The following is an 18,094-nucleotide window of genomic DNA, read 5'->3' as shown; positions in this document are numbered from 1 at the left end:
CTACACCATGGGCCGGGCCGCCGAGATGCTCGGCACCACCCAGGGCTTCCTCCGCGCCATCGGCGAAGCCCGCCTCATCACCCCACTGCGCTCCGAGGGCGGCCACCGCCGCTACTCCCGCTACCAACTGCGCATCGCCGCCCGCGCCCGCGAGCTCGTCGACCAGGGCACCCCCATCGAGGCCGCCTGCCGCATCGTCATCCTCGAAGACCAGCTCGAAGAAGCCCAGCGCATCAACGCCCAATACCGCCGCGCCGACGAATCAGCGAACCCAACGGCCGCAGCCTGAGACGGCTCAGACCTGCAACTCCCCCAGGAGCTTCGCGGCCGCCCACGCATGCTGCCCGGGACGCAAAGCGTTCCGGGCAACTTCGTCTTCCACGGCCCTGGGGCCGAGAGCGACGCACGGAGAGCCACTCTCATAAATGGGATCGCCGGCATGACGCTGAGCGCCCTGACCGGCCAGGAAGCCCCCGCCGACCAGCGGTAAACCTGCCCGGCGGCCGGCCTGTCCGCATGGATGTCGACATCGGGTGGTGGGGGTCAGTAGCGGTCGCTAGGCCGCATCGCGCGCGCTGACCTGCGAAGTGGTCATCAGGCTCCACCCTCGGGTGAAGAGGGCGGAGCCCTTTTCACCGGTAGGGCACTCCGCTGCTCGCCTCTTCGGAACCCTCGGTCCTCTGGGCCGCAGCCTGCATTGATGTCCTCGGCAAGTCCCCATGGGGTTCGAGGAAGGGCGCGAGTGGACCCGTAGTGGACACGCAGTGGACAGAAGAATCAGGAAGGACCGGGAAGCCCACGGACCGGGCCGATGGCGTGTAGCCGTCTGACCTGTGAAAACGGGAAGATCGAGGCAGGATCGGGAAGATCGCGGACGATCATGAAAGGACTCATAATCCGTCGGCCGTGGGTTCGAGTCCCACCCGCCCCACCATGAACGGCTCTGACCTGCGGAAACGATCCCTTGCTGGTCAGGGTCGAGAACTTTGCCTCAACGGAGAAAATCCGCTGCTCGGGGTTGGTGCCAGGGGGCTGTAGTGACTCGTGAGGCCTGTGACCTGCGGCAAAGGCGCGGGCCCCGCTGATTCGGAAGCCCCTCGGCTTCCAGCTGCCTTGATGTGTGGACGCTGTGTGGACGCGAGGAATCGCTGGCCGTCCAAGATCGCCGTGAGCAGGAGCGGGCTCCCTTGCCTGGGATGGAGCCGGTCCCAGGAGCGGGCGGTCGCGGTCCCATAGAGGCGCGTGTCTGTGACGGTCTCGGTGTCCGGGGTACCCCAGGTGTCGGGCTGGCCGAAGACGAACTCGCCTCCGTGCCGGGGCGGGCGGCGTCCCGGTTGAACAGGTGCGCGGCCACCACCGCTCCGAAGCTGCCGCCGCCGACCACGATCACATCGAAGGGACGGGCACCGGGGTGTGCCGGGTTGGGCATCGCGACCGCAATGGGCGTGCTGAAGCGTCACGTAACGGCCCGAACTGAAAATAGCCCTGGGTGCTGGAGATGGCGCTGGAACGCACCGCTTGCCCGGAGCGGCACGAGGCTACCGAGGGCTGTCGGCTGACAAAGGCCGTGCCGGTCACCGGCACGGCCTTCGTCGGTTGCCCCGTGCCGAGGTTCACTGGCGGCTCTTCAGATGCTTGTTGAGGTGCTGGAGGTGGTGCCAGGCGGTGGGGCTGGTGCCGTTGCCGAGGGTGTAGTGGAGGGCTGGTCGTGTCGCGGGGCCGAGACGCGTGGGGAGCAGGTGCGGGGCAGATTCGGCGCGGGTGCGGCCGATGGTGCGTACAGCGTCGGGGCCGAGGGTGAAGGAGACCGGCACTGGTGGTGGCTCGTGGTGGGGCGGGGTGGTGAGGTCGGCGCGAGCGGGGCGCAGATGGGTCAGCATCGAGGTGAGGCCGTACCCGGTGGCGAGGGTCTCGGCCAACTCAGGAAGAGCGTCGAGGGGCGGGGGCTGGTCCGGGGTACGGCCGACTGCGAGGGTGATGTACTCCTCGACACCGGCCGGGGTGCGGATGATGCGGCAGGTGGCGATCGTCGGCCTGTCGGGGGCGCCGACGGCGACCAGCCAGGTGGGGGCGGATCGCCGGGCTCGGGTGCGGGCCAGTTCGGTGAGCTGTCTCGGGGACCAGGGCAGATTGACGGGTTCGGCGGTGGACCAGCCGGCGGGTGGGGTGCCGGTGAGGGTCTGCCAGGCGGCTTCCAGAGCGCCGCCGAGGACGAGGTCGCCGACGGCGGGGTGGGTGGTCCGGATGGAGAGGTGGAGTTGCTGTTCGTCTGGAGCGGCGGGCCGGGGGCGGAAGGCGTCGGCGATCGGGATGCCGCCCTCTGTTCCGGTGACCGGCGTGAAGCAGCCTTCTTGCCAGTGGAGTACGTCGCCGGTGAGACCGTCGTAGTAGCCGCAGTCGGGGTCGTGGACGACCCAGCGGGCCGGGACGTTGGTCAGCAGAGTGCGGACGGGAAAGGTCAGCCGGGTGCGGGGCGGGGTGACGATCTGCAGTTCGCGTCCCGACGGGATGGTGGTCTGTATCAGGTCGGTGAGCCAGGTGGTCGCGGCGACTACGGGTCGGTCCTGCATGATCACGGCGGCTTGGTGGGTGAGCACGTCGACGCCGAACGGTTCGATGCCGGTGCTGTCCCCCTCCGCGGAAGGGATAGCTACCACGCTGGTGTGCGCGGCGTCGGCCGGCCAAGTGGACCCGCTCAACAACGTAGTCAGCCGCCCGGCCACCGAGCCGGCCAGCCGTCCGGCCTCCGCGACCGCCGTGGTCGCCCGCACCTCGGTCCACCACACAGGCGCCTCGGGCGCCACCGCCGCGTCGCCGAGCAACCGGCGCACCTCGCCCGGCACTTGCACGAACAGCGGAACCTCGACCGTCACGACGTGCCGTCCGTCCTGCGCATGCAGATGGACGACAGCCCCCTCGGCGCTGCTGCTCACCCGCAGACCAGGCCCACTGGCGTACAGCCCGGCAAGCACACTGCGGGCATCCGGCATCTCCGAAGTCAGGGCGATGACGTCCTGTGTCACACAATTCCTTTGGCGTGGCGGGCGGCGATCAGAGGCGGGGGCGGGGCGGCTTCGGCCAACTGTCTAGGCGAGTAAGCATGGCCAGGAGATCAGGTTTCGAACTCGTTGAGCCAGTTCCCGCACCCGTGTAGTGCTGCACAATCCCGATGCCCTCGGTCCGGCTTGCCACGGCGTACATCGCCGAGCCCACCTGCATCGCCGTCACAACGGCCTCCCACGTCCGGAGGTCGGACGCATCGGGATTCACCGCCAGCCGCGCCTGGACGTGGAGCATTGTCGTGTCCAGTGCTCCATCGAACATCTCGGGCGCTTCCTCCAAGAACGAGATCGTCCTCAAGAGTCCCATGCCCAGGGACTGCGCATACGCCTGATCGTTAGACCCCGGCCCGCCGTGCCGAGCCACCCTCACCGTCACAGCAGATTCCCGTTCTCGTCGCGTAGACGTCAGCGCGTCATAGCGGTCGTCCTCGGACGCCTCGATCCCCTCGATGGCCTCCTGGGCGGCCGCGACGACCGGCTCCATGACCTCCGTCGCGTTGTCCGTACGGAAGTCATGGCGCGGAATGCGCGTTGCCATCAGCTCTCCTCAGCTGGGGACTTGAAATGCTCAAGCACTGCAGCACTGTCTGAAACGGGCTGTGTCGTGAGCGTCCGCGTGGCCACCGGCGCCGGGGATTGTGTTGTCGACCGTGTCGCCGCCCAGGAGATCATGGCCGCCGATGATGAACTGCCTGCTTACGTGGAGAATTCGCCGCACCAGTTGCCGCCCAGGAGGGTGGCGGGCAGGTACTCGGACTCGACCTCGATCGGAATGCCCGCCTCGCGTGCGAAGCAGGCCACGGCGAGGGGAGCAAGCGCGACCAGGCCCGAGACGCGGCTGCCCCGGCCTTCCTCGCTCCAGTACTCCTTGTGCCACTGGAGGGCGGCGGCGAGGGCACGGTTGAAGCCCGCGTGGTCGTCGCGGATGATCCGGTGGAACATCTCCATCGGCGGGTACAGCACCTTGGCCACTGCCTCCTGGTCGGTGCTCACGGCTGCCGGGTCGGTGCCGTCGACCGCGGCCACCAGCTTCCGGCCAAGGTCGGGGCCGCCGAGCCAGTAGGTCTGGAGGGTGTCGATCCAGGCGTACTCGAACTCGTCGAAGTGCGCACCGTTCTCGCGCAGTAGGGACAGCGGCACCCGGCACAGGGCCGTGATCCGGTCCCGCTCCCGGCACACCACGGCCAGGTAGAAGGCGGTGAGCCAGGTGCCCGGGGTCACGTACTGCTGCGGACCGGTGGCTTCGAGCGTGCGGTCCTTGTGCGCAATGCGGCACTGGACGTGGGCCTCGGTCGTGGTCGCGGCGGCGAACGCGGCGGAGCCGACCTGCATCGCGATCACCCAGGCATCCCACGTGGGGAAGATCGATCCCCTCGGGTCCATCAGGCAGTGCGCCTTGGCCAGCATGAGCGTGGTGTCCAGGGCTTCGCCCAGACCGGTGGAGTCGCCCTCCAGACCGTCAATCCACCCTTCCGCACTCTCCTGTAGAACGGCGAGGCCCGCTTCCGCGTTACCCGTGGGAACGGGGTGGCGGGGGATGATCGCGACCAACGCATTTCTCCTTAGAAGAGTTTGAAGTGCTTGAGGACGGAACCAGCATACGTACCGGTGTTCTCGGTGGCCTGGACGAGGACGTAGCGCAAGGTCTTGGCCTTGATGGCGTCCTCGATCTCCTTGATGTAGTTGGCCTCGCCCGGTGATTCGAAGACGCGGTCCTTCATATCGGCCACGATGGTGCGGACGTATTCGAGGCTCCCCTGCTTCACCATGACCTTGCCGCCGGGATGACCGTTGCTCTGGCGCCACTCCAGCACCCCGTTGGGGCTCTTGGCCTCGACGATGATGAGGTTGCCGTCCTTGTCACGCCAGAGCTGGTCGAACCTCTTCGAACCGTTGGCCGTCTCCGGCAGGTCGGCGATCTCGTGGGCCCCTTCGAACTCCTTCTGCAGGAGCATGTGCCGACGTGCGGCCTCCTCACCGAGGGCCTCACCGAGCTTAGTGTTGTTCGAGACACCCTCGCCAACCGTCAGGTCGTAGTGCTCCTGTGCGTGGGCCAGCTCGTACGCGTTGTCGAAGCTCGGATTCTCGTCGAAGGCCTTTTCCCGCTTGGTCAGGTCCATGCCTGCCATCCGCTTGGCCGCAACCTCGTCCAGGTGCGTGAGGTCATCGGGGGCAACCGTCTCCGGGCCCCTCTCCAGGGGGGTGAGGTGGAACCCGCCCGGGTCCGCGTACGGGATCGAGGATGCGGCTATCCAGCTGCCGTCCGGCTGCTCGATCAGCTTCGGCAGGAGCTGGCCGTCGACCAGTTCGTCGGCACTGTTGCGCTTGCCCGGCCCCCACTTGTCGTAGTGCTCCGCGCGCCAGAGGGGGTCGTTGTTGGCCAGCCATACATGCTCTCGGGTGGTGGCCGCCCGTTCCGCAGAGGTCCGCTCCTTGGGCGGAACCTCGCGGGAAGCCTCGTACTCCGCGCGGTGGGCCGCGCGGGTCGCCTCGTCGGGAGTGGCCGAGGCCGGGGGCTCGTGGTGGGCGTCGCCACCCGTGCCCGGAGTCTCCGGGTGGCCGGAGCTCGGGATGCCGTTGTCGGCCGTCGAGCCGCCCGGCATGTCGCGGCCGCCCGTGGACGGGGTGTCCGTGCGGCCCGCGCCGCTCGTGGGGGTGTTATCGCCGGCCCGACCCGCGCCGCCGACGCCGTTGTCCAGGTTGTTCGTCGGGAGGTTGTCGCCCGCGCGGCCCGTGAGCATGTTGTCGCCCAGGCCTCCGCCCGACGTGTTGTCCGCGGCGCCGCCGGGCACCTTGTTGGCCGCATTGGCGCCCGGCGCGTTGTCCGCCGCCCGGCCTACATCGCCCAAGTCGTCGCCGATGCTGCCGCCGACGCGGATGGCACCGCCCGCGTGGTCTCCGGCATGGGCCGCGCCTGCGCCGACCAGAGCCGGTTCGCGGACCGGGTTCGGCACGTGGGGGTTGTCCGCGCCCCAGGGTGTCCGGTCGGTGGCTGCCGGTTCGTGGGGGGCCGAGGTGGTGTCGGGGACGCCCTTGCTGCCGGGTATGAAGTGGCCGTCCTCCACGCGGAGCTGGGAGCCGTCGGGGAACTCGATGAAGCTGTGCGTGGCGTCCGCGGCCGCGGTGACGTCGGTTGCGGCGCGGACCCCCGCGGTGAGGTCGGCGACCCGGGGCAGGACGCGAGCGGCGACACCGACCGTCTTGGCCGCCGCGCCGATCGGGTCCAGGACCTCGCCGACCTTGGCCAGGACGCCAGCCACGCGGGCAGCCGCACCCGCCTTGCCGGCCGCCGAGCCAGCCTTCGAAACTGCGCCCAACGGCCCGGCGCCCAAAGTGAGGCCGTTGAAGATGACCGTGCCCATCGCCTTGCCCGGGTTGGTGGACCAGTCGTCCCACCCGACGAACGACTTGCCGAACTCCTTGGCATACGGCTTGCTGTCGCCCATGAACTTCTTCATGAACGGCGAGAGGTCCTTCCGGTCGCCGTGCGGGTCGAGGAGGTAGCCCTCAGCGCCGACAACCACTCGGAGCAGTCCCTCGCGGGCGGCGCCTCCCTCCTCGCCGGGACTGAAGAGATCGATCAGCCCCTCGACCGAGCCGGAAGCGTTGTCCCACACACTGATCCCCAGCTGCTCCAGGTGGTAGTCGATCCCGAACGGCAGTACCTCGTCATGCTCCGGGCTGCCCCACGGCAGAGAATCGGCCTGGGCCAGCTGCTCGGCGCTGAAACCGTACGGGTTCTCCTGCTTGGGGCTGCCGTCGTTGATGTGCCACCGAGTGCCGTCCACCAGCGCGGTGATCTTGTCAGCACAGGTCACCTCGGCCTGCTGGAACGCAGCGATCGCCGCGTTCACCCCGTCCCAGATCGCCTCGTGCTCGGCGACCTTGTCCTCGTCCTTCCGCCAGTTCTCAAGCGGGCCGTCGTGGTCCTTGACCGACTCCTCGAACACCGTGGCCTGCCAGCGCAGCATGTCCAGCTGCTTGATGATCTCGACGACCTCGACCGCGTACGTCTCGAGCGCCCCGGCCACCGTCTCCAAACGGTCGGCGAAGGTACCGGAGGTGTCCTGCACGGCTTGAGTCGTGGCGAACAACTGCCCTGCCTCGGGAGCCTTGTACGAGGCGCCCAGGTGCTGGAAGCGCGTGTGGACGTCGCCGCCGTGCTCTCGAATCGCCTTCGCCGCCTGCCGCAGCGCGATGATCTCCCGCCCCAGCTCGACCAGGTCTCCGCTGAAGACGGGTATCTTCTCCGGGCTGATCACCTCTCGCCCGCCCTGCTGCGGGCTGCCTCCAGAAACGCCGTCACGTCAGGCGCCAGCATCGCCTGCCGCTGCGCGTTCCACGCCTGCTCCAGATTCCCGGCGATGTACGCATTGGTCGCCTCGATAGCGCCGTTCGCCGAATTGCTTGCGCGCAGGGGAAGGAACGCCACGTCTGTCTCAGTCCCTTCGGCGAACTGCCCCAGCGCAACCGCCACCAGCCCGGCCGCCGGTCCGCCGCCTCCGGCGCTCTCGCCACCGAACGTCAGCGTGCCCGCCGACCCCATCGCCCCCTGAACACCTCCCCCGTACAGCTTGATCCCGGCGTTCAACCCAGCGGCGGCCTCTCTCACCTGAGAGATCACTGACTGCACCCCCGCGGGCGTGATGTCCCACCCCGTCACACCAACCCCCATGCATCCCCTGGTCGATACGTCCCGTCGACCGTGTCCAGCATTGCCTACGTCACTGACAATGAGATCTTCATCTTTATCAGCGAGTCGATTGCAATAGTGACGCGCTTCCAGCCAAAACGCCCACCGGCCTGTCTCATTGGGGAGCTGCGGGCTGTGTGGCCCCCTACCTTCGCCCCATGAGCCGGCGATCGGCCGGTGCGGCCGCATGTCCGGAACCCTCCCCGAGCAGAGGGTCCGTCAGTTCCCATACGCAGGAGTCGAGAAGGTCGGGGCCCTGCTCCTCCTCGGTGCCGACGTGTGTGGTCATCTGCTCCTCCGGCTGGGCGTACGAGCGCGGGGGAGCGTGCTGTCGAGGCGAAGGCGGGGGGCAGGTTGGGAACATGGTGAGGCTGTGGGCCAAAGCCGAACGCTGCCGGGCCGCCGCGGTGCACTCGTCAGGTTGCCGCCTCGCGGCTCGATGAGGCTTGAGACCCGCCGCGACGTCCGGGTTACGCGAGGCGGCTGACCTGTGAAGAGGCAGTGCGGCTCCACCCTCGCGCGATGAGGTCGGGGCCCTTTTCATCGGTAAGTCACTCCGTTGCGCGCAGGTGTGGCCATGCCCAACTGCTTGGGACGACCTGCCAACGGGGCGTGCGGACCGACCCAGGCCATTCCGGACCCGTCTTACCCTTCTGCGCCTCAACGGGCGGGAGGTCTGTGCCACAGGGAGTGGACCGCCTCTTGCACCCGGGCGATCGGGCCCTCCCGCTCGCCGTCGCCCTGGCCTCGCGCTTTCATGAAGCGGGATGTCCGACGGGTGGTCAGGAAAGCAGAAAGTGCCTCTGACCAGCAAAAATGAGGATTGTCGAGGTCCTTCCTGCCACTGTCGGAGGCACCCTCCAGGTGAACGAGCGTAGCGGGTCGTACCCGCGTGTCCGGGTCTCGGGTGGCGGTGCAAGCCCCGGGCAGTGCACGATCCCGGCAAGATCCTGCTGGATGTCGCGCTGGCCGTGGCCCTGGGCGGTGGCTGCCTCGCCGATGTAGCGACGCTGCGGCCGAACCGGCGGTGTTCGGGCCGGTCGCCTCCGGCCCGACCGTCTCCCGCCTCATCGACACGCTGGCCACAGCCGGTCCCCGCGCCCTCGCGGCCATCCCGGCGAGCCCGCGCTGATGTCCGCGATCGCGGTGGCAGCTGGCCGGACAGGCGGCACCGGACGCGGACGGGCAGGTGGTCGTGGACATCGACGGGGTGCTCGTCCTCGCGCACTCCGAAAAGGAAGCCGCCGCCGCGACCTGGAAGAAGACCTACGGACATCACTCGCTCATGGCGTTCGTCGACCACGGGGCAGCGGGGTCCGGGGAGCCGGTGGCGGGCCTGCTGCGGCCGGGGAACGCGGGCAGCAACACCGCCGCCGACCACGTCACCACTGCCCGCCTCGCGCTGGCCCAGCTGCCGAAGAAGTACCAGCGCGGACGGCGGACCCTCATCCGCACGGACTCCGGCGGCGGCACCCACGAGTTCGTCAACTGGCTCACCGTGCGCGGCCGCTGGCTGTCCTACTCGGTGGGAATGACCATCACCGACTCCGCCCACCAGGCCGTACTGCTGGTGCCGGCCGCGGCCTGGACCCCGGCGGTCGAGCCCGACGGCCAGATCCGCGACGGCGCCTGGGTCGCCGAACTCGTCGGCGACGTCCTGAAGGGATGGCCGAGGGGGATGCGGCTGATCGTGCGCAAGGAACGTCCCCACCCGGGTGCGCAGTTGCGGTTCACCGATGCCAACGGGATGCGGCTGACCTGCTTCGCCACCGACACCACCGGCACCCCAATCGCCCGGCTGGAGCTGCGGTACCGCCAGCGGGCCCGGGCCGAGGACCGGATCAGCGCTGCCAGGGCTACCGGCCTGCGCAACCTCCCCCTCCACGACGCCGCCCAGAACCGGGTCTGGCTGGAGATCGTCCAGTTCGCGCTCGACCTGCCGGCCTGGATGCCGATGCTCGCCCTGCCCGGCGACGCACGGCGGTGGGAACCCAGACGCCTGCGCCGGCTGCGACTGTTCTCCGCCGCCGCCCGGCTCGCCACCACCGGCCGCCGTCGCTACCTCCGCCTCGCCCGCCACTGGCCGTGGACCGACGTGATCACCACCGCGTTCGAGCGACTGCAAGCCCTGCCGAACCCCGGCTCACGAGCAACAACGCCATACCCCAACGACCAGCCCCGCCACTTTCGGAGCCGTGGAACCCGGCGCCCACCCGACGCGACAGCCGGGCTACCGGCCTGCCCACCACCAGCCCGACAAACCGAAACGGCCCGCCGGACAAACCGACGGACCGTCATGAAAGATCGAGGCTAGGGAGTGTCCTGTGTTGTGATCAGCGTTGGGTTCTGGGACCCGGTCGGCGCACGCTCCGTCCGGCGGCGTTCGCCTGCCACTCCCGGCCGATGGAGCGCATCAGCGCCGGGTACACCCCGATGTACCGGAAGGGCTTGATGGCGACCATGTAGAGGGTGCCGAACAGCCCGTTCGGCTTCACCAGGACGGCCATCTGGCCGCGGTAGCCGCCGGACCCGTCCGGGACCCAGCCGATGTGCATCACCGCGTGCACGGTCTTGTTGCCCATCTCGGCGGCCCACTCGTCGTCCCTCTGATAGAGGGAGGTGAACGAGGACGAACCAAGGTCGGGCCCCTGGGGACCCTCGCGAAGGTCCGCAGGCAACCGGTCGCGCAGGGAAGGCAGCCGGGTGCCGACGCCGCCACTGGACTTGTCCCAGCCGAGCAGTGCTCCGAGCTTCCAGCGGATGGCGAAGAGCGCGCGGCCGACGGGACCTTCTCCCGTCACCCCGCCCTTCATCCCTTCGGCGAACTGGCGCACCAGCCACACAAGGTCGTCGGGTCCGCCGGGGGTGGGCAGTGCCCACACGTCCTCGACCGTGAAGCCGTCGGCGATTTCGTGGATTCGCCAGGGGCGGTCGGTGTGGGCGGTTCGGGGAAGTCGCATGAGCAGGCCCCTGTCTATACGGTGGCGTACACATCGAGCGTAGACCCATCTATACGACCCCGTATACTCGGCAGGGACGTGAGGAGCCACACATCATGGGCGCGACCCGCACGCCACGCGGCAAGTGGATCGAGGAAGGCTTGCGGGCACTGGTCACAGGCGGCCCCGAAGCCGTCCGGATCGAGGTGCTGGCGCAGGCACTCGGTGTCAGCAAGGGTGGCTTCTACGGGTACTTCCGCAACCGGGGCGCGCTGCTCGCCGAAATGCTCGACACCTGGGAGTACGAGGTCACCGAGTGCGTGATCGAGCAGGTTGAAAGCGGTGGGGGAGATGCCAGGGCCAGACTGGAGCGGCTGTTCGCCATCGTCGCCGCCACCACCGACGGGCCGGTGCGGGGCACCACCGCCGATATAGCGATCCGCGACTGGGCCCGCCGGGACGCGGCCGTCGCCGAGCGCCTGCGCCGCGTCGACAACCGCCGTATGGACTACCTGCGTTCCCTGTTCTCCTCCTTCTGTCCCGACGAGGACGAGGTCGAGGTCCGCTGCCTGCTCGCCGTCTCGGTGCGCATCGGCAACCACTTCAATGCGGCCGACAACGGCAAGCGCAGCCGCGCGGAAGTGATGGAGATGATCAGGCAACGGCTGCTGGAGTAGCCGCCCCCGCCATCGTCACCCGCACGTGGCTCACCCACACCAGGCCTTCAAACTTGTGCTCGAGAAGGGTGAGGTGCGCGGCAGTGCCGCCCTGCCCTTCAAGCCCCGATCCCCCGGCCGAGCGGACCCGGTTATGGTCCGCGCGGCACCGACTGCACGTCAGCCTGCCGGAGTTCGGCCTTCGACCTCGAACTCCTGCAGGGCAATGGGCCTGACGGGGGTCGGAGACCGGCGCTCGGCCATGGCCGCGGCGGAGCACTCAGTAAGCGGGCGTTGGTGGCGCGACCTCGCCTGCTGACAGGTCTTCCGGTGACCAGGACAGGCGGCCTGAGCGTAGGTCTTCGATCACCGCGCAGAGCCAGCGGGCCTCTGCTTCGGTCACGGCGCGCAGGTATTCGATCTCAAGGAGGCCGACCCGGGCCAGACCCGCTGCGGCCTCGCCGCCCAGTGTCGCCTCCAGCCCGTCCAGCTTTTCGGTCGTGGCGCGGAGCCGCTCCTCAAGGATGGCGGGGATCTCGTCCGGGGTGAGCATGAGCAGGTGGGACAGTGCCGCGGGGAACTGCGGGAACTCCTGCCTCGGTACGGCGAGCATGTCGATCAGCCACTCGCGGGCGACCTCGCGTCCGGCGTCGGTGATCTCGTAGACGGTCCGCTCGGGGTAGGCCTGGTCCCGCTCGGTCTCCCGGATGCCGACCAGGCCCGCCTCCTGCAGTCGGTCGATCGTCCGGTACAGGCTCGCGCGCTGACTCACGTTGACGACCAGGTCTTTGCCCCACTCCTTGATCAGCCGCTGCAGACCGTACGGATGCAGCGGCTTGTAGTGGAGCAGAGCAAGGACTGTCAGGGCCAGCGGGGAGCTGCGGTGGGTGCTCATGCCACGATTCTAACCACGAACGAACTAGTTGACCTGTAACTAGTTTCACTGCAACTATTGGCTCCCGGATCCGCTCACTCTGACGAAGGCAGGAATCATGACCGCGCAGACCCGTACCGCCCTTGTCATCGGCGGCGGCATCGCCGGCCCGATCGCAGCCATGGCCCTGGAGAAGGCCGGGATCGAGGCCACCGTCTACGAGGCCCACCGCCCCACGGCCGACGGGGTTGGCGGCGGGATGAGCATCGCTCCCAATGGCTTGGACGCCCTGGACGTGATTGGTGTCGGCGACCTGGTGCGGCCTCAGGGCCTTCCGGTGACGAGCATCGTCATGCAGGACTGGGCCGGCAAGCGGCTCGGCGAGTTCGGCAATCCGCCGGGGGTGCCGCCGATGCAGTTCATCTGGCGGGCCGACCTCTACCGGGCGCTGCACGACGAGGCGGCCCGTCGTGGAATCCGCACCGAGCACGGTAAGCGGCTGGTCGGTGCGGAGGAGACCGCGGACGCTGTGATCGCGCACTTCGACGACGGAACGCAGGCGCGCGCCGACATCCTGATCGGGGCGGACGGCATCCGCTCCACCGTTCGCATGCTGATCGACCCGGCCGCGCCCGGCCCCGACTACGCCGGTCTGATCAGCTTCGGCGCCAGGGTGCGCGACCCTGGCGTGCCTTCCACCCGGGGCAAGATGAACATGAGTTTCGGCAAGTGCGCCTTCTTCGGCTATCAGGTCTTCGACGAGTCCTCCGCCGTATGGTTCGTGAACCTGCCGCACCGCGAGCCGATGACGGCAGCCGAGGCCCGGCTGACGACGGCCGCCGAGTGGCTGCCGCTCCTCCGGGAGAAGTTCGCGCACGACCGTACGCCGGCACGGGAGCTGATCGGGGCGACTGATCCGGCCGACCTGCTGATCGTCGGCCCGATGGAGAACATGCCGAAGTTGGCCGCCTGGAGCCGGGGCCGGCTGGTCCTGGTCGGCGACTCGGCGCACGCGCCCTCCTCCAGCTCAGGGCAGGGAGCCTCGTTGTCCATCGAGAGCGCCATCCAGCTGGCCCGGTGCCTACGCGACCTGCCCTACGACGAGGCGTTCGCCGCGTACGAAGAGCTGCGCCGCCCGCGCGTCGAGAAGATCATCGCCGCGACCACCCACAAGAACAGCAACAAGGCCGCCGGCCCGGTCGGCCGCGTCATCAACGGCATGCTGATGCGCGTGGTCGCCAAGCTGGTCAAGCCGGAGAAGATGGCCTGGATGTTCGAACACCGGATCGACTGGGAAACTCCGGTCGCCCCTGCCGCCCGCCCGGGGACCGCCCGCGTCTGAGCTTGATCTTTAACCTCGCGGTCACCCGACCTGCTGATCTTGGTTTGTTCCTGAGGCAACAGGAAGGCCGTTCTTCACGCTCCGAAGTGTCCAGCAACGTCGCGTGAAGTAACGGCCGCTGGTGAAGAGTCTCGCCCCTGAACAGTCTGCTGACGCCGCGCTGGGCATCCTGTCCCACTTTCGTGTCCAGTTCTACGACTGCCTCTACAGCCGGGCGGATGCGCTCTTCGAGCTCACCGACGCGGTGCTGTGTGCCGATGGTCCGGTCCTCGCGGGTGATTGCGTTGTGGCGGGCGGTGGTGATCTCGGAGGACCGCCCGGGGCGGGCGGCGGAGATCCAGACCAGCCGGCCGCGGGTGTCGGTGATGCCGAGGAACAGCAGGCCGTGGGATTTGTGTTTCCCGCTGTAGTTGCGCGGGGTGTCCGGCCCGGTGCGGCGGTGGGTGCGGACCAGGGTGCCGTCGAGCAGGACGACATACCCCCCTTTCGCATGATTCTCTTCAGGGCCCGGTCGAGGCGTTCGGCGCGGGTGGCCAGCAGACCGGTCGCCTCCAGCACCCAGCGGCGCATCGTGCTGGCGGAGATGTTGTTGCCGCCGGCCATGCCGCTAAGCCGCTGGTCGTGGCGGAGGACGGCCAGGACGATGACCGCGATCCGGCCGGCGGACAGCTTGCGCCACCGCGACCCGATCTTCTTGAGGTGGGCGCGGATCAGCCGGGTGACGGTGGAAATGGTGGCCGTGGACAGCGGCAGGCGGACTTGGTAGACAGGGGCCTCGGTACCCTCGGCGGAGTTCAGGTTCTTTCGCATACAACCCCAATTCCCGCCGGGGGCACTCCAGTTACGGCAGGAATGCCGGGTTTCGTATCCCGTGCTCACAGCACGGTGATGAACCGCCCGGTCGGTTCAGCCGGCTCCGCATTGCCTCACGGAACCGCGGCTCGGCACTGATCCCGAGCAGCCGGCACACGTCCTGGGCCATGGCCGGATCGTCGGCCGAGCGGACGACGTCGAAGACCCTCCAGTACTCCTCCGGCAGAGCCTTCTCGTCCATGCCTTTGTCCCGGTGCGGCACCAGCAGCACTGCCCGGTCCGCGACCTGCCCGGCAGTCGGCCCGGAAGTCTCGTCGGCCCCCGCCGCGGCCTGCGCGTTCAGCCGGATGAGCACCCGCTCCGCGCAAGCGAGTTCCTCCGGTTCTGCCCGGACCGCCTCCAGCTCCTTGGCCAGCCGTCCTACCGCCGCATCGAGTTCCGCCCGCCGTGCGGTGATCCGCTCCAGCACGTCATCCACGGCCGCCCCTCCTAGAAGATCCGGGCAGAGCGTATGAATCCGCCGCACACTCCGGCAGCCGAAGCACGGAAATCCATCCCGCCGACTGTCAGACGATCATCACGCTCGGCAACCGCCCACCACCTGCGCGAGCACAGGTAACCTCACTCACGCCAGCCCCACGACCAGCAACTTCAGGCTGAAATGGGCTCAGTGGGAAACGCTCACCGACGCCCTCGCCAACCCCAAAGACTCAGCTGGCCCGAAGTCGGGGCGTGGAGCAGGGAGTCATGGGTTCCACGTCGGCAGGCTCCGGGCCGTGTGCCACGGCCCGGAGCCTGCCGTGGCCGGTGGAGGAGAAGGGCGGATCGCATCCGGAGAGGATCGAGCCGGGTCCGGCAGCCGTCACTTGATCTGCGCCGCAGCCCATTCCGCCCATTCGCGGCGCATCGTGTTGAAGCGCAGGCCGTACTCCAGGGTGATGCGGCCGTACACCGCGAGATTGTCGTCACCCCACTCGATGGACTCCATGAGCTGCTGCAGGTCGTCGTGCTCCCGCTCGGACATGCCGGCGAGTTCGTCCAGGTAGGAGCGCGCCTGCTCCGGTGTGAGCACGCCGAGGAAGAAGACTCGCAGCAAGATGTCGCTGCGCAGGACTCGCTGAGGTCTGGTCTCCGTCATCCAGTGCCGCAGTTCGGCCAGCCCCTCGTCCGTGAGGGCGTACTCCTTGCGTCCACGGGGCCCTTCCGCCGCCACGGTGATCAGCCCGGCAGCGGCCAGCTTCGTCAGTTCCGTGTAGATCTGGCTCTGCGTGGCCGGCCAGTCGTTGGCCAGCGAGGTGTCGAAGAGCTTCAGCAGGTCGTATCCGCTGGCGGAGTGCTCCGAGAGCAGGCCGAGAAGTGCGTGTCTGAGGCTCATGTCCCTCACCGTACCCGTCACATTCCACTATTGACATGTCACTCCTGAACCTTCTATCTTCGACATGTCAAAACAGGGATAACGAATTGGGGAGATCATGTCCTACCTGCGCACCTTCCTGCCGTGGATCGTCTTCGCCGTGACTCCTTCGGGAGACTGGCAGTGGGCAGCACTGGCCGCGCTGGTGATCGCCGTGGCGGTCATCGCGGAGCAGGTGCGTTCCGGCGTCGCCTTCGATGCCCTCATCATCGAAGCCGGCTCCGCGGTCTTCTTCGCCGTTTTGGCCGTCATCGCCTTCGCCCACCACGACTCGGACGTGCACAACTACTCCGCGGCCCTCTCGGCGGGCACCCTCGCCGTCATCGCCGGAGTCTCCCTGGCCATTGGCAGGCCGTTCACCCTGGGCATCGCCAAGCGGACCACTCCGCGCGAGGTGTGGGGGCTCACGGCGTTCATCCGCGTCAACGTCGTCATCACCGCCGTCTGGACCGCCGCGTTCGTCCTGACCGCCGTTGTACTCGCCGTGCTGGAGCACGGAGGACACGCGCACTCCACCGCCGCGACGATCGTCCAGATCGCCGGCTTCGTCGTCCCGATGCTCTTCACCGTCCGCTACGTCGCCCACGTCCAGGCCAAGGCCGCCGCGCAGACGGTCTGATGATCGCCCTTCACCGGCCTGGACGACGACCCCGACAACCCAGTGATCATCACCGGCTTCAAGGCCGCCCGCACCAAGCCCCTCACCACGGCGAAGAAGCAGATCAACAAAATGATCGCCGCCGAACGCGCCGCCTGCGAGCACGCCTTCGCTCACCTGAAGAACTGGCGCATCCTGACCAAACTCCGCCTCCACGCCCGGCACGCCACCACCCTCCTGCGGGCCCTCCTCATCCTCACGAACCCTGAGATCGCCCGCTGACAGATGATCTACAGCCCGGACAGCCGACCACGACCAGCGCGAGCACCAGGAAGAGCCCTCACACCAGCCCCGCGACCAGCAACTTCAGGGTGAAACGGGCTCATTGCCTCAGCGGGCTTTCGAGGACGAGGTTGTCCCCGCGCGCCACAGTCTGCAGGAGCATGGCGCACACGGTCGCTTCGGCGGCGAGGCCGGCCGGGCTGCCCAGGATGGGGAAGACGGTGCGGACGCGGGCGGCCGTGGACGGCTGCAGCAGTGAGTAGGCGTAGAGCATCGCGGCGTCGAAGCCCCGCGGGGCCAGGCCTCATCCCTCCCAGCCCAGGATCCGCAGGGGTGCGGTGAGGTTCGCCCAGTGCAGGTCACCGTGGACGGTGGTCCAGCAGGCCACCGCAGGGTCCGGGATCCCGACAAACTCGGGGATGGCCCGGATCATGTACTGCTCGCGTTCTGCGGCGCGGTCGGTGCCAGTGGCCGACAGCTTCTCCAGCGTCCCGGCGAGCTCCTCCTACCAGGAGCCGAGGGGGTCCTGGTCCTGGCGCAAGATCGGGTCGTCGGAGAGAACCGGCTGATCGACGCGAGCCGACAACTCCGCCCGGTAGGCGGTGGCGTCGTCAACGGTCTCGTACATGCCCAGCAGTGCGGGCCGGTTGCCCGTCGAGGTCGCCGAAGGCGTGCTGTGCATCCATGGCGCCGTCCCACAGCTTCCCCGACGCCTTGTCCGCCGGTGCGGACACAGCAGCCTCAGCCACACCGGGGCGTCGGCGGCGGTGCGGGCCGGGGCACCTAAAGCGTGTTGCGAAAGTGGATGGTAGGGCACAAGAGGGCGTGGAATGCGGGGGAGGTCACGGGAGTTGATCACAGCATGACTCAAGGACCAGCGCCTCGCTCCCTGTCCAACGAAGCCCTCTCCGCCCTACTCGCCAGGCAGCAGTTCGGGACCCTCGCCACTGTCAAGCAAAGTGGGCATCCGCACCTGACCACCATGCTCTACAACTGGGACCCCGAGGCCCGCATCGTGCGGCTGTCCACCACGGCCGACCGCATCAAGGTCAAGCACCTGCAGCGCAACCCGCGCGCGGCGCTGCATGTGCAGGGTGGCGACGTTTGGTCGTTCGCCGTCGCCGAGGGTGCGGCGGAGGCTTCCGAGATCACGACGGTTCCCGGCGACGCAGTCGGGCGGGAACTGCTCGCGATGATCCCGACGGCCGCGAAGCCGGAGGACGAAGACGCGTTCCTCAAGCAGCTGGTTGCCGAGCGCAGAATCGTCATTCGGTTGAGGGTGGAGCGGCTCTACGGGACGGCCTTGGATATCAATGGCTAGGTACGACCGTGCTGGTCATAGCCACTCGTTGATGGCTGCAACCAGCACGGTCGCGTGGTAGCGGACGGCGAGCTTGTCCTACCTCGTCGCAACTGCGCGG

General features: G+C 68.4%; 20 protein-coding genes and 1 pseudogene. 8 read left to right on the top strand and 13 right to left on the bottom strand.

Annotation, left to right across the window (positions count from 1 at the left end; all coding sequences use genetic code 11):
• Positions 1 to 289: MerR family transcriptional regulator (locus AB0D12_RS02785; RefSeq protein WP_362676334.1), on the top strand; the 289-nt coding region annotated here is incomplete at its 5' end.
• Between the two features lie 1,324 nt (positions 290 to 1,613).
• On the opposite strand, the gene AB0D12_RS02780 is transcribed toward AB0D12_RS02785, so the two are convergent.
• The 6 genes from AB0D12_RS02780 to AB0D12_RS02755 form a co-directional block, all read right to left on the bottom strand.
• Positions 1,614 to 3,023 carry a DUF6177 family protein gene (locus AB0D12_RS02780; protein WP_362676332.1) on the bottom strand — a complete coding sequence of 470 codons (1,410 nt, stop codon included), beginning with the start codon at positions 3,021 to 3,023 and terminating at the stop codon, positions 1,614 to 1,616.
• Between the two features lie 28 nt (positions 3,024 to 3,051).
• Positions 3,052 to 3,600 carry a hypothetical protein gene (locus AB0D12_RS02775; protein WP_362676330.1) on the bottom strand — a complete coding sequence of 183 codons (549 nt, stop codon included), beginning with the start codon at positions 3,598 to 3,600 and terminating at the stop codon, positions 3,052 to 3,054.
• A 158-nt stretch (positions 3,601 to 3,758) separates the two neighbouring features.
• Positions 3,759 to 4,613, bottom strand: a complete 855-nt coding sequence (locus AB0D12_RS02770; protein ID WP_362676328.1) for an immunity 49 family protein — start codon at positions 4,611 to 4,613, stop codon at positions 3,759 to 3,761.
• An 11-nt stretch (positions 4,614 to 4,624) separates the two neighbouring features.
• Positions 4,625 to 7,324, bottom strand: coding sequence for a hypothetical protein (locus tag AB0D12_RS02765; protein ID WP_362676326.1), 2,700 nt, complete (start codon positions 7,322 to 7,324; stop codon positions 4,625 to 4,627).
• Positions 7,321 to 7,737, bottom strand: a complete 417-nt coding sequence (locus tag AB0D12_RS02760) for a DUF6507 family protein (RefSeq protein ID WP_362676324.1) — start codon at positions 7,735 to 7,737, stop codon at positions 7,321 to 7,323. Before AB0D12_RS02760 ends, AB0D12_RS02765 begins: the two co-directional genes overlap by 4 nt.
• Before the next feature lie 163 nt (positions 7,738 to 7,900).
• A complete protein-coding gene (locus tag AB0D12_RS02755) occupies positions 7,901 to 8,044 on the bottom strand; it encodes a hypothetical protein (protein WP_362676322.1) in 144 nt (47 codons plus the stop codon).
• A gap of 619 nt (positions 8,045 to 8,663) precedes the next feature.
• Here AB0D12_RS02755 and AB0D12_RS02750 point away from each other — a divergent pair.
• A pseudogene (locus AB0D12_RS02750) lies at positions 8,664 to 9,898 on the top strand (IS1380 family transposase); the annotation flags it as partial.
• Positions 9,899 to 10,088: 190 nt separating this feature from the next.
• Here AB0D12_RS02750 and AB0D12_RS02745 read toward each other — a convergent pair.
• Complete coding sequence (locus tag AB0D12_RS02745; protein ID WP_362676320.1) at positions 10,089 to 10,715, bottom strand: DUF2867 domain-containing protein; 627 nt, start codon at positions 10,713 to 10,715, stop codon at positions 10,089 to 10,091.
• Positions 10,716 to 10,810: 95 nt separating this feature from the next.
• On the opposite strand from AB0D12_RS02745, the gene AB0D12_RS02740 reads away from it, so the two are divergent.
• On the top strand, positions 10,811 to 11,371 hold the full coding sequence (locus tag AB0D12_RS02740; RefSeq protein WP_362676318.1) for a TetR/AcrR family transcriptional regulator: 561 nt from the start codon (positions 10,811 to 10,813) through the stop codon (positions 11,369 to 11,371).
• A gap of 259 nt (positions 11,372 to 11,630) precedes the next feature.
• Here AB0D12_RS02740 and AB0D12_RS02735 read toward each other — a convergent pair whose 3' ends face one another.
• A complete protein-coding gene (locus AB0D12_RS02735) occupies positions 11,631 to 12,245 on the bottom strand; it encodes a PadR family transcriptional regulator (RefSeq protein WP_362676316.1) in 615 nt (204 codons plus the stop codon).
• Positions 12,246 to 12,342: 97 nt separating this feature from the next.
• Here AB0D12_RS02735 and AB0D12_RS02730 point away from each other — a divergent pair, with 97 nt between their 5' ends.
• Positions 12,343 to 13,566, top strand: coding sequence for an FAD-dependent monooxygenase (locus AB0D12_RS02730; protein ID WP_362676314.1), 1,224 nt, complete (start codon positions 12,343 to 12,345; stop codon positions 13,564 to 13,566).
• A 121-nt stretch (positions 13,567 to 13,687) separates the two neighbouring features.
• Positions 13,688 to 14,332: a hypothetical protein gene (locus AB0D12_RS02725; RefSeq protein ID WP_362676389.1), complete on the top strand. Its 645-nt coding sequence runs from the start codon at positions 13,688 to 13,690 to the stop codon at positions 14,330 to 14,332.
• A 75-nt stretch (positions 14,333 to 14,407) separates the two neighbouring features.
• Here AB0D12_RS02725 and AB0D12_RS02720 read toward each other — a convergent pair whose 3' ends face one another.
• Together AB0D12_RS02720 and AB0D12_RS02715 are read right to left on the bottom strand one after the other, a co-directional pair.
• Positions 14,408 to 14,857, bottom strand: coding sequence for a hypothetical protein (locus AB0D12_RS02720; protein ID WP_362676312.1), 450 nt, complete (start codon positions 14,855 to 14,857; stop codon positions 14,408 to 14,410).
• Positions 14,858 to 15,241: 384 nt separating this feature from the next.
• The gene (locus AB0D12_RS02715; protein WP_362676310.1) at positions 15,242 to 15,754 is read right to left on the bottom strand and encodes a PadR family transcriptional regulator; all 513 of its coding nucleotides are present in this window, start codon (positions 15,752 to 15,754) and stop codon (positions 15,242 to 15,244) included.
• 97 nt (positions 15,755 to 15,851) lie between these two features.
• On the opposite strand from AB0D12_RS02715, the gene AB0D12_RS02710 reads away from it, so the two are divergent.
• On the top strand, positions 15,852 to 16,412 hold the full coding sequence (locus AB0D12_RS02710; protein WP_362676308.1) for a hypothetical protein: 561 nt from the start codon (positions 15,852 to 15,854) through the stop codon (positions 16,410 to 16,412).
• A gap of 42 nt (positions 16,413 to 16,454) precedes the next feature.
• A complete protein-coding gene (locus tag AB0D12_RS02705; protein ID WP_362676306.1) occupies positions 16,455 to 16,673 on the top strand; it encodes a transposase family protein in 219 nt (72 codons plus the stop codon).
• A gap of 100 nt (positions 16,674 to 16,773) precedes the next feature.
• Here AB0D12_RS02705 and AB0D12_RS02700 read toward each other — a convergent pair whose 3' ends face one another.
• The 3 genes from AB0D12_RS02700 to AB0D12_RS02690 all read right to left on the bottom strand — a co-directional run bounded on the left by AB0D12_RS02700 (position 16,774) and on the right by AB0D12_RS02690 (position 17,355).
• Entirely contained in the window at positions 16,774 to 16,947 is a 174-nt protein-coding gene (locus tag AB0D12_RS02700; RefSeq protein WP_362676304.1) for a hypothetical protein, read from the bottom strand.
• Between the two features lie 30 nt (positions 16,948 to 16,977).
• Complete coding sequence (locus tag AB0D12_RS02695) at positions 16,978 to 17,106, bottom strand: hypothetical protein (RefSeq protein ID WP_362676302.1); 129 nt, start codon at positions 17,104 to 17,106, stop codon at positions 16,978 to 16,980.
• 72 nt (positions 17,107 to 17,178) lie between these two features.
• Complete coding sequence (locus AB0D12_RS02690) at positions 17,179 to 17,355, bottom strand: hypothetical protein (protein WP_362676300.1); 177 nt, start codon at positions 17,353 to 17,355, stop codon at positions 17,179 to 17,181.
• Between the two features lie 180 nt (positions 17,356 to 17,535).
• Between AB0D12_RS02690 and AB0D12_RS02685 the strand changes: the two genes are divergently transcribed.
• The gene (locus AB0D12_RS02685) at positions 17,536 to 17,994 is read left to right on the top strand and encodes a TIGR03618 family F420-dependent PPOX class oxidoreductase (protein ID WP_362676298.1); all 459 of its coding nucleotides are present in this window, start codon (positions 17,536 to 17,538) and stop codon (positions 17,992 to 17,994) included.
• The last annotated feature ends 100 nt before the right edge of the window (positions 17,995 to 18,094 follow it).

The sequence above is a fragment of the Streptomyces sp. NPDC048479 genome (assembly GCF_040651435.1).
Classification (GTDB): domain Bacteria; phylum Actinomycetota; class Actinomycetes; order Streptomycetales; family Streptomycetaceae; genus Streptomyces.
This window is presented reverse-complemented; position numbering and strand designations above follow the sequence as displayed.

Coding starts and splice junctions, on each gene's coding strand:
- AB0D12_RS02695 (WP_362676302.1), bottom strand. CDS start 17,106: ATGATCCGGGCCATCCCCGAGTTTGTCGGGATCCCGGACCCTGCGGTG.
- AB0D12_RS02715 (WP_362676310.1), bottom strand. CDS start 15,754: ATGAGCCTCAGACACGCACTTCTCGGCCTGCTCTCGGAGCACTCCGCC.
- AB0D12_RS02700 (WP_362676304.1), bottom strand. CDS start 16,947: ATGCTCTACGCCTACTCACTGCTGCAGCCGTCCACGGCCGCCCGCGTC.
- AB0D12_RS02690 (WP_362676300.1), bottom strand. CDS start 17,355: ATGCACAGCACGCCTTCGGCGACCTCGACGGGCAACCGGCCCGCACTG.
- AB0D12_RS02760 (WP_362676324.1), bottom strand. CDS start 7,737: ATGGGGGTTGGTGTGACGGGGTGGGACATCACGCCCGCGGGGGTGCAG.
- AB0D12_RS02775 (WP_362676330.1), bottom strand. CDS start 3,600: ATGGCAACGCGCATTCCGCGCCATGACTTCCGTACGGACAACGCGACG.
- AB0D12_RS02755 (WP_362676322.1), bottom strand. CDS start 8,044: ATGACCACACACGTCGGCACCGAGGAGGAGCAGGGCCCCGACCTTCTC.
- AB0D12_RS02745 (WP_362676320.1), bottom strand. CDS start 10,715: ATGCGACTTCCCCGAACCGCCCACACCGACCGCCCCTGGCGAATCCAC.
- AB0D12_RS02730 (WP_362676314.1), top strand. CDS start 12,343: ATGACCGCGCAGACCCGTACCGCCCTTGTCATCGGCGGCGGCATCGCC.
- AB0D12_RS02740 (WP_362676318.1), top strand. CDS start 10,811: ATGGGCGCGACCCGCACGCCACGCGGCAAGTGGATCGAGGAAGGCTTG.
- AB0D12_RS02710 (WP_362676308.1), top strand. CDS start 15,852: ATGTCCTACCTGCGCACCTTCCTGCCGTGGATCGTCTTCGCCGTGACT.
- AB0D12_RS02735 (WP_362676316.1), bottom strand. CDS start 12,245: ATGAGCACCCACCGCAGCTCCCCGCTGGCCCTGACAGTCCTTGCTCTG.
- AB0D12_RS02685 (WP_362676298.1), top strand. CDS start 17,536: ATGACTCAAGGACCAGCGCCTCGCTCCCTGTCCAACGAAGCCCTCTCC.